Below are 7048 nucleotides of genomic sequence, written 5' to 3' on the forward strand. Positions count from 1 at the left end.
GGCCCGTTACTCGGCCGGCAGGACGGCCGGCTCGGCTGCGGGGTCGGTCCCGGGCCTTGGCTTGAGGCCCGCGATCACCAGCCGGGCGGCGAAGATCGCCAAGGTGACGGCCCCCGCCCCGAACACCACGTCGCCGGGGACGCGCATCCACACCAGGGTCTGGACCAGCGGCGAGTGCAGCACCGCCGGAGAGCGCGCGTACCACATGCCGTGCTCGATGCTGGCGAAGGCCTGCACCACCCCGATCGGCAGCAGCGACAGGAAGAGCATCATCGCCAGACCGATGTTCAACAGCCAGAAGGTCCAGGCCAGCAGGGTGTCGCTCCAGGCCTCGCGGCGCGCCAGGCTGCGGAAGCAGAACAGCAGCAGGCCGATGCCCAGCATCCCGTAGACCCCGAACAGGGCCGCGTGGGCGTGGGTCGCCGTCGTGTTGAGCCCCTGGATGTAATACAGGCTCAGCGGCGGGTTGATCATGAAGCCGAAGACGCCGGCGCCGAGCAGGTTCCAGAAGCCGACGGCGACGAAGAACAGGATCGGCCATTTGTAGGCCTTGACCCACGGGGCGGCCTTCGTGTGCCGCCAGTTCTCGAAGGCCTCGAAGCCGACCAGGGCCAGGGGCACGACCTCGAGGGCCGAGAACACCGAGCCGATGGCCATCACCGAGGTGGGCGTGCCGGCGAAGTACCAGTGGTGGGCGGTGCCGAGGACGCCGCCGGTCATGAAGACGATGGTGCCGAACACGACCGCGACATTGGCGACCATCGGCCGGACCAGGCCGAGGCGGACGAACAGCAGGCTGATCACCGCCGTGGCGAACACTTCGAAGAAGCCCTCGACCCACAGGTGGACCACCCACCAGCGCCAGTATTCGACCATGCTGATGTGAGTGTGTTTGCCCCACATGAAGCCGGCCGCATAGAACAGGGCGATGGCCACGGTGGACAGGAACAGGATCACCAGCACCGGCTTGGCCTGGGACTTCTCCCGCAGCGCCGGCCAGAGGGCCCGGGTCACCAGCAGCAGCCACAGCAGCAGGCCGACGAACAGCAGGCTCTGCCAGAAGCGGCCGAGGTCGATGTATTCCCAGCCCTGGTGGCCGAACCACCAGTTGGTGTCGAGGTCGAAGATCTGCTGCACGCCGAACCATTCGCCGGCCATGGAGCCCAGCACCACGACGACGAGGGCGACCCAGAGAACGTTGACGCCCAGGGCCTGGAACCGCGGCTCCTTGCCCGAGACGATCGGGGCGATGTAGAGGCCCGTGCCCAGCCAGGCCGTGGCGATCCAGAACACCGCCAGCTGGGTGTGCCAGGTGCGGGTCACGGCGTAGGGAATCCATTCCGAGATCGGAATGCCGTAGAAGTCATGGCCCTCGACCGCATAGTGGGCGGTGACGGCTCCGAGCCCGACCTGCAGCAGGAACAGGGCGATCACGGTCAGGAAATACTTGCCCGCCGCCTTCATCGACGGCGTCGGCTTCATGCCCATCAGCGGATCGGCATTGGGCGGTTCGAGGTGCTCGTCCTTCGGCTGGCGGGCGTGCCAGAAGACCAGGGCGGCGACGCCGAAGATCAGCAGCAGGACGCTGGCCACCGACCAGACGATGTTGGCCGGGGTCGGGACGTTGTCGATCAGCGGCTCGTGCGGCCAGTTGGAGGTGTAGGTGATGACGTCGTTGGGACGCTGGGTTCCCGCACCCCAGCTGGCCCACCAGTAGAAGGCCGAGATCTGGTTGCGGCGGCCGGCGTCCGGCACGGCGTTATTGGCGATGGCGTATTGCTCGCGCAGCGATTCCAGGGCCGGATCGTCGCCCAGCAGGGCGACGTAGTGGGCCTTGACCTCGCGCATGGCGGCGGCCCGGTCGGCCGAGACCGTGATGGTGTCGGTCGCCGGATCATAGGTGTTGGTGCGCATCTCGCGCTTGACCCGGGCCTTCAACGCCGCCTGGCGTTCAACGTCCAGGCTGGCCCAGGACTGGCCGTGTTCGCGCTGCGACCACATCTCCAGCAGAGCGGTGGTTTCCCGGTGCAACTGGTCGGCCGACCAGTCAGGCGCGACATAGCCGCCGTGGCCCCAGACCGAGCCGACCTGCTGGCCGCCCATGGACTGCCAGGCCAGCTGGCCGGTCTGGATGTCCTCGCGGGTCAGCAGCACCGCCCCGGTCGTGTCCACGACCTGCGCCGGTATCGGCGGCGCCTGCCGGTTTATCTCCCGTCCCATCATCCCCAGCACGGCGAACGATGTCGCCATGATCAGGGCGAGGACGATCCAAAGTCGTTTGGTTGTCATCGCGATATCCTTGCGGCCACTCGGGAGGTCCCGAATCCGGCCAATTGAAGCTTCCATTCCGTCGATCAGCGTGGCCGGACGTTGTGCGCCGACAAACTCCGGGATTCCCCCAGTGGGGGTTGTCCCGGGATCACACAGCCCGGGCGTGCCGGCTCGTGGCGACCGGCAGACGGGCGTCGAAACAGGCCGCCACCACGCGCATGACGCGGTGGGCCTCGGCCGGGATCCGGATGGTTCGGCCGCTGACCTCGCACAGGCCGTCGGCCTGCAGCCGGCTCGCGGCGACGATCGCGCTGTCCAGCGTCACGTCGGCGAAGCCGTGCGCCCGGCAGACCTCCGCGACATCGACCGTGAGGTCGCACATCAGCCGCTCGATCACGGCGGCGCGCAGTTCGTCTTCGGCATCGACGGCCAGGCGGCGCGCGACCGGGAGGCGTCCGGCCTCGACCTCGTGGCCCCACCGGTCGGTCGTGATGGCGTTCTGCACGAACCCCTCGGCGAAACGTCCGATCGAGGAGGGACCGATCGGCACCAGCACGGGCGCCGGGTCGTCGGTGTAGCCCTGGAAATTCCGACGCAGCCCTCCCGAGGCCGCGGCGATGGCCAGGGGGTCCTCCGGCAAGGCGTAGTGATCCAGGCCGATGCGGACATAACCGGCCGCGCGCAGAGTCTCGTCGGCGGCCTCGGCCTGGGCCCAGCGGCCGTCGCCGTCCGCGAGGTCGGCCTCCCGGATCATCACCTGGTGCTTCTTCATCCACGGCACATGGGCGTAGCCGAACACGGCGACCCGGTCGGGCCGAAGGGTCACCGCCGCCTTCGTGGAGGCCGCGACATTCTGGGGCGTCTGGCCGGGGAGGCCGTACATCAGGTCGAAATTGATCGCGGCTACGCCGGCCTTGCGTAGACGGTCGTTGGCGGCGGCGACCATGTCGAACGGCTGGATGCGGTTGACCTTCGCCTGGACGTCGGGGTCGAAGGTCTGCACGCCGAGGCTGACCCGGGTCACACCCGCCTCGCCGGCCGCATCGATGAAGGCGTCCGACAGCATGCCCGGATCCAGCTCGGCCGCCACTTCCGCGCCGGGACGCAGGGCGAACCGGTCCGCCATGTGCCGGACAAGGGCCAGGAAGTCGTCAGGCGACAGGGCGTTGGGACTGCCGCCGCCGAAATGCAGATGGGCGGCGCCAGCGTGCGGTCCGATGGCGTCCGCCCAGAGGTCCACCTCCAGCATCAGGGTCTGGAAGAAGGCGCGGACCCTGTCGTACTCGTGGAAGACGCTGGTGTGGCAGCCGCAATACCAGCACAGGCGCTTGCAGAAGGGCACATGGACATAGGCCGAGATGGCCTGGTCCGCGCGGGTCGCCGCCAACCACTCCCGCGCCTGCCCCTCCCCGGCGGCGGTCTCGAAGGCGACCGCCGTCGGATAGCTGGTGTAGCGCGGCAGGTTGCGCTCGGCGTGGGAGCGCCAGGCGGGTGGAAGGGTGCGGAGCGACATGCGGAACGCCTCGGTCTGTGGTTCGCTGTTACGCCGCCGCCTTCCAGTTGGGTTGCAGCTCGACGTGCACCGGGCAGGGCGCGATGGCGATCGGCGCCGCGCCGCACAGTTCGTTGGCGAAGCCGTGATTGACGTCGCGGTGGTGGGCTTCGTCGGCGCGCACCACCAGCACCACGTCACGCAGGGTGGCGTCGGCCGGCAGGTTCCAGTAGCGGAGGGCGATCTCGGGCGCGGCGACGTTCTCGCTGCGGCCCTCGTCGATCTCGGCCAGGTAGTGGGTGTAGCTGAGCACCGCCTCCTCCTCGAAATAGCCGACCACGCGGTGCGCCGTCTTCGCGGACACGAGGTAGAGGCCGAAGAAGAACAGGTAGAAGACCCACTGCACGGCGATGACCATGAAGCGTTCGAACAGGGTCGGCTTGCACACCTCGATGAAGGTCATCAGGTGCATCCGCTCGTTCTCGGCCTCGTCCATCAGGGTGCGAATCCAGCCGTTGTCGTCCTTCATCCGGCGCAGGGCCTTCAGGTGATTCAGCGTCGCGCCGACCATGCCGGGCACGGCGGCCACGGTCTCCAGCACCACGGCGCGGTGGCCGTAGCGTTTGGCGAAGAAGGTGTCGGCGAAGAAGCGCAGCGCCTTGACGAAGCCCCAGGCGGTGCGGTCGGACAGGCCCCTGGGGGCGTGGTGGACGGACAGGTCGACGAGGGGAGCGATCATGGCGGCTTCCGAAACAGTGAACTTTGGGCCGGCGGCCCGATGGCGGTGGAGTAACCGCCGGCTGCGTCTGGTGAAATTCCGGTGTTTCACCTACGGGGTGTTGCGGAGGCCACGATGACGACCACCCCGACGGATGCGCTGGAGGCCCGGACCCCCTGGGACTGGATGCTGGCGACCCGCCATACCGGCTACGGCCTGGCGACCGCCGTCCTCGGCGCCGCGGGCGGCCTGGCGCTGCGCCTGGCCCTGACGCCGTGGCTGGAGGACCGGCTGGCGCTGCTGTTCTTCGTCCCGGCCGTGGTCGTGGCCGCGGCGCTCGGGGGCGCCGTGCCGGGCATTGTGGCGACGGTGCTGGGGTTCGCCTGCGGCCTCTACGTCACCTGGTCGACCGGCGCCCTGACCGGGGGCGACGTAGCCGGCGCGGCGGTCTTCCTCCTGCTGGGAGCGAGTATTTCAGCGGGCGGCGAGGCCTTCCAGAACATGCGCTCCCGGGCCGTCCTGGTGAACCGGGATCTGCGCGCGCGCGAAGCCCACCTGCAGTCGATCCTCGCCACCGTGCCGGACGCCATGGTCGTCATCACCGAGCGCGGCGTCATGCAGTCCTTCAGTCCCACGGCCGAGCGCCTGTTCGGATGGACCCCCGGCGAGGTGATCGGCCGAAACGTGAAGATGCTGATGCCCGAACCCTATCGCGAACAGCATGACGGGTATCTGGACCGCTATCTGACGACCGGCGAGCGACGGATCATCGGCGTCGGCCGCGTCGTGGTCGGGGAACGCAAGGACGGTTCGACCTTCCCGATGGAACTGTCCGTCGGGGAAATGATCTCGGGCGACCAGCGCTTCTTCACCGGCTTCGTCCGGGACCTCAGCGAACGCCAGCAGACCGAGCAGCGGCTCCAGGAGCTGCAGTCGGAGCTGGTCCACATCTCCCGTCTGACCGCCATGGGCGAGATGGCTTCGGCCCTGGCGCATGAACTGAACCAGCCGCTCTCGGCGATGGCCAACTATCTCAAGGGCTCGCTGCGCCTTCTCGACGCCGAGGCCATCCCCCGGGACCGGCTGCGCGACGCCATTCACAAGGCCGGGGACCAGGCGCTGCGGGCCGGCGACATCATCCGCCGCCTGCGCGACTTCGTCGCCCGCGGCGAGGCGGAACGGCGGGTCGAAAGCCTGCCCAAGCTGATCGAGGAGGCCAGCGCCCTGGCCCTGGTCGGGGCCAAGGAACATGGCGTCCGCGTGCTGTTCCGCTTCTCGCCCGAGATCGACCTGGTGCTCGCCGACAAGGTCCAGATCCAGCAGGTCGTGCTGAATTTGATCCGCAATGCGATCGAGGCCATGGAGGAGGCGAAGCGCAAGGTGCTTGAAATCCGCCTCGACCCCGTCGCCGATGAATACGCCCAGGTCACCGTGGCCGACACCGGCTCGGGCATCAGCCCCGACATCGCCGATCAGCTGTTCCAGCCGTTCGTCACCACCAAGCGGACCGGCATGGGCGTCGGACTGTCGATTTCGCGCACCATCGTCGAGGCTCACGGCGGCCGTATCTGGGTGGAGCCAAATCCCGGCGGCGGTACGCGATTCTGCTTTACGCTGCGTTCTGTAGGCGAGGAGGAACTTTACGATGGCGAATGAGCCGATCGTCCATGTGGTGGACGATGATCCTGCGATCCGGGATTCCCTGGCCTTCCTGCTGGACACCGCGGACCTGGTTTCCAGAACCTATGAGTCGGCCGCGGCCTTGCTGGCCCACGCCGACACCCTCGCTCCGGGGTGCATCGTCACCGACGTCCGCATGCCGGACATGAACGGGCTGGAGATGGTTCGGCGGCTGTCCGAGATGGGGGTGCGCCATCCGGTCATCGTCATGACCGGCCACGCCGACGTTCCGCTGGCCATCGAGGCCGTCCGCGCCGGGGTCAAGGACTTCATCGAAAAGCCCTTCGACGACGAGGCCCTGCTGTCGTCGATCCGCTCGGCCCTCGCCGACCAGGCGGGAACCGCCGAGCGTGAAGGGCAGGACGCCGAGGTGCGTGATCGCCTCGCCTCCCTGTCCACGCGCGAGCGTCAGGTGCTCGAGGGCCTGGTCGCGGGCCGCGCCAACAAGGTGATCGCCTACGATCTCGAGATCAGCCCCCGCACCGTCGAAGTCTATCGCGCCAACGTCATGACCAAGATGCAGGCCCGCAGCCTGTCCGAACTGGTCCGGATGACGATCCTGGCCAGATAGGCCGCCGGCCCCCTCCTCCTTCAGGACCGCGCGCCGACGGTCTCAGGAGTTTACCGGAGGTGACGCGGAGGGACGGGGGTGGGAGGAGGAGGCTCACTCGCCGCGGGATCATCCTGATGTACGACTACAAGGCCGCATTCGGGACCGCCGTGGAGCAGGTCAGGGGCGAGGGGCGCTATCGCGTCTTCGCCGACCTCAAGCGCGTGCGCGGCCAGTTCCCGAAGGCGGTCCGCCGTCGCGAGGACGGGTCCGAGCAGGACGTCATCGTCTGGTGCTCGAACGACTATCTCGGCATGGGCCAGCACCCGGCCGTGCT

At 68.4% G+C, this 7048-nt stretch carries 5 protein-coding genes and 1 pseudogene; 3 read left to right on the forward strand and 3 right to left on the reverse strand.

From position 1 onward, the window contains the following. Positions 1-6 precede the first annotated feature (6 nt). The 3 genes from ASD25_RS11640 to ASD25_RS11650 all read right to left on the reverse strand — a co-directional run bounded on the left by ASD25_RS11640 (position 7) and on the right by ASD25_RS11650 (position 4502). Positions 7-2289 carry a nitric-oxide reductase large subunit gene (locus ASD25_RS11640; protein WP_055829021.1) on the reverse strand — a complete coding sequence of 761 codons (2283 nt, stop codon included), beginning with the start codon at positions 2287-2289 and terminating at the stop codon, positions 7-9. 130 nt (positions 2290-2419) lie between these two features. After that, a complete protein-coding gene (gene hemN / locus ASD25_RS11645) occupies positions 2420-3784 on the reverse strand; it encodes an oxygen-independent coproporphyrinogen III oxidase (RefSeq protein ID WP_055829018.1) in 1365 nt (454 codons plus the stop codon). A 28-nt stretch (positions 3785-3812) separates the two neighbouring features. Continuing rightward, complete coding sequence (locus ASD25_RS11650) at positions 3813-4502, reverse strand: alternative oxidase (RefSeq protein ID WP_055829015.1); 690 nt, start codon at positions 4500-4502, stop codon at positions 3813-3815. Between the two features lie 114 nt (positions 4503-4616). Here ASD25_RS11650 and ASD25_RS11655 point away from each other — a divergent pair, with 114 nt between their 5' ends. From ASD25_RS11655 to ASD25_RS11665, 3 genes and pseudogenes are all read left to right on the forward strand, one after another. Continuing rightward, on the forward strand, positions 4617-6137 hold the full coding sequence (locus tag ASD25_RS11655; RefSeq protein WP_082560044.1) for a PAS domain-containing sensor histidine kinase: 1521 nt from the start codon (positions 4617-4619) through the stop codon (positions 6135-6137). Continuing rightward, a complete protein-coding gene (gene fixJ, locus ASD25_RS11660) occupies positions 6127-6732 on the forward strand; it encodes a response regulator FixJ (RefSeq protein ID WP_055829013.1) in 606 nt (201 codons plus the stop codon). The genes ASD25_RS11655 and fixJ overlap by 11 nt, the downstream gene beginning before the upstream one ends. A 116-nt stretch (positions 6733-6848) precedes the next feature. Beyond that, a pseudogene (locus ASD25_RS11665) lies at positions 6849-7048 on the forward strand (5-aminolevulinate synthase); the annotation flags it as partial.

This window comes from Brevundimonas sp. Root1423 (genome assembly GCF_001426805.1).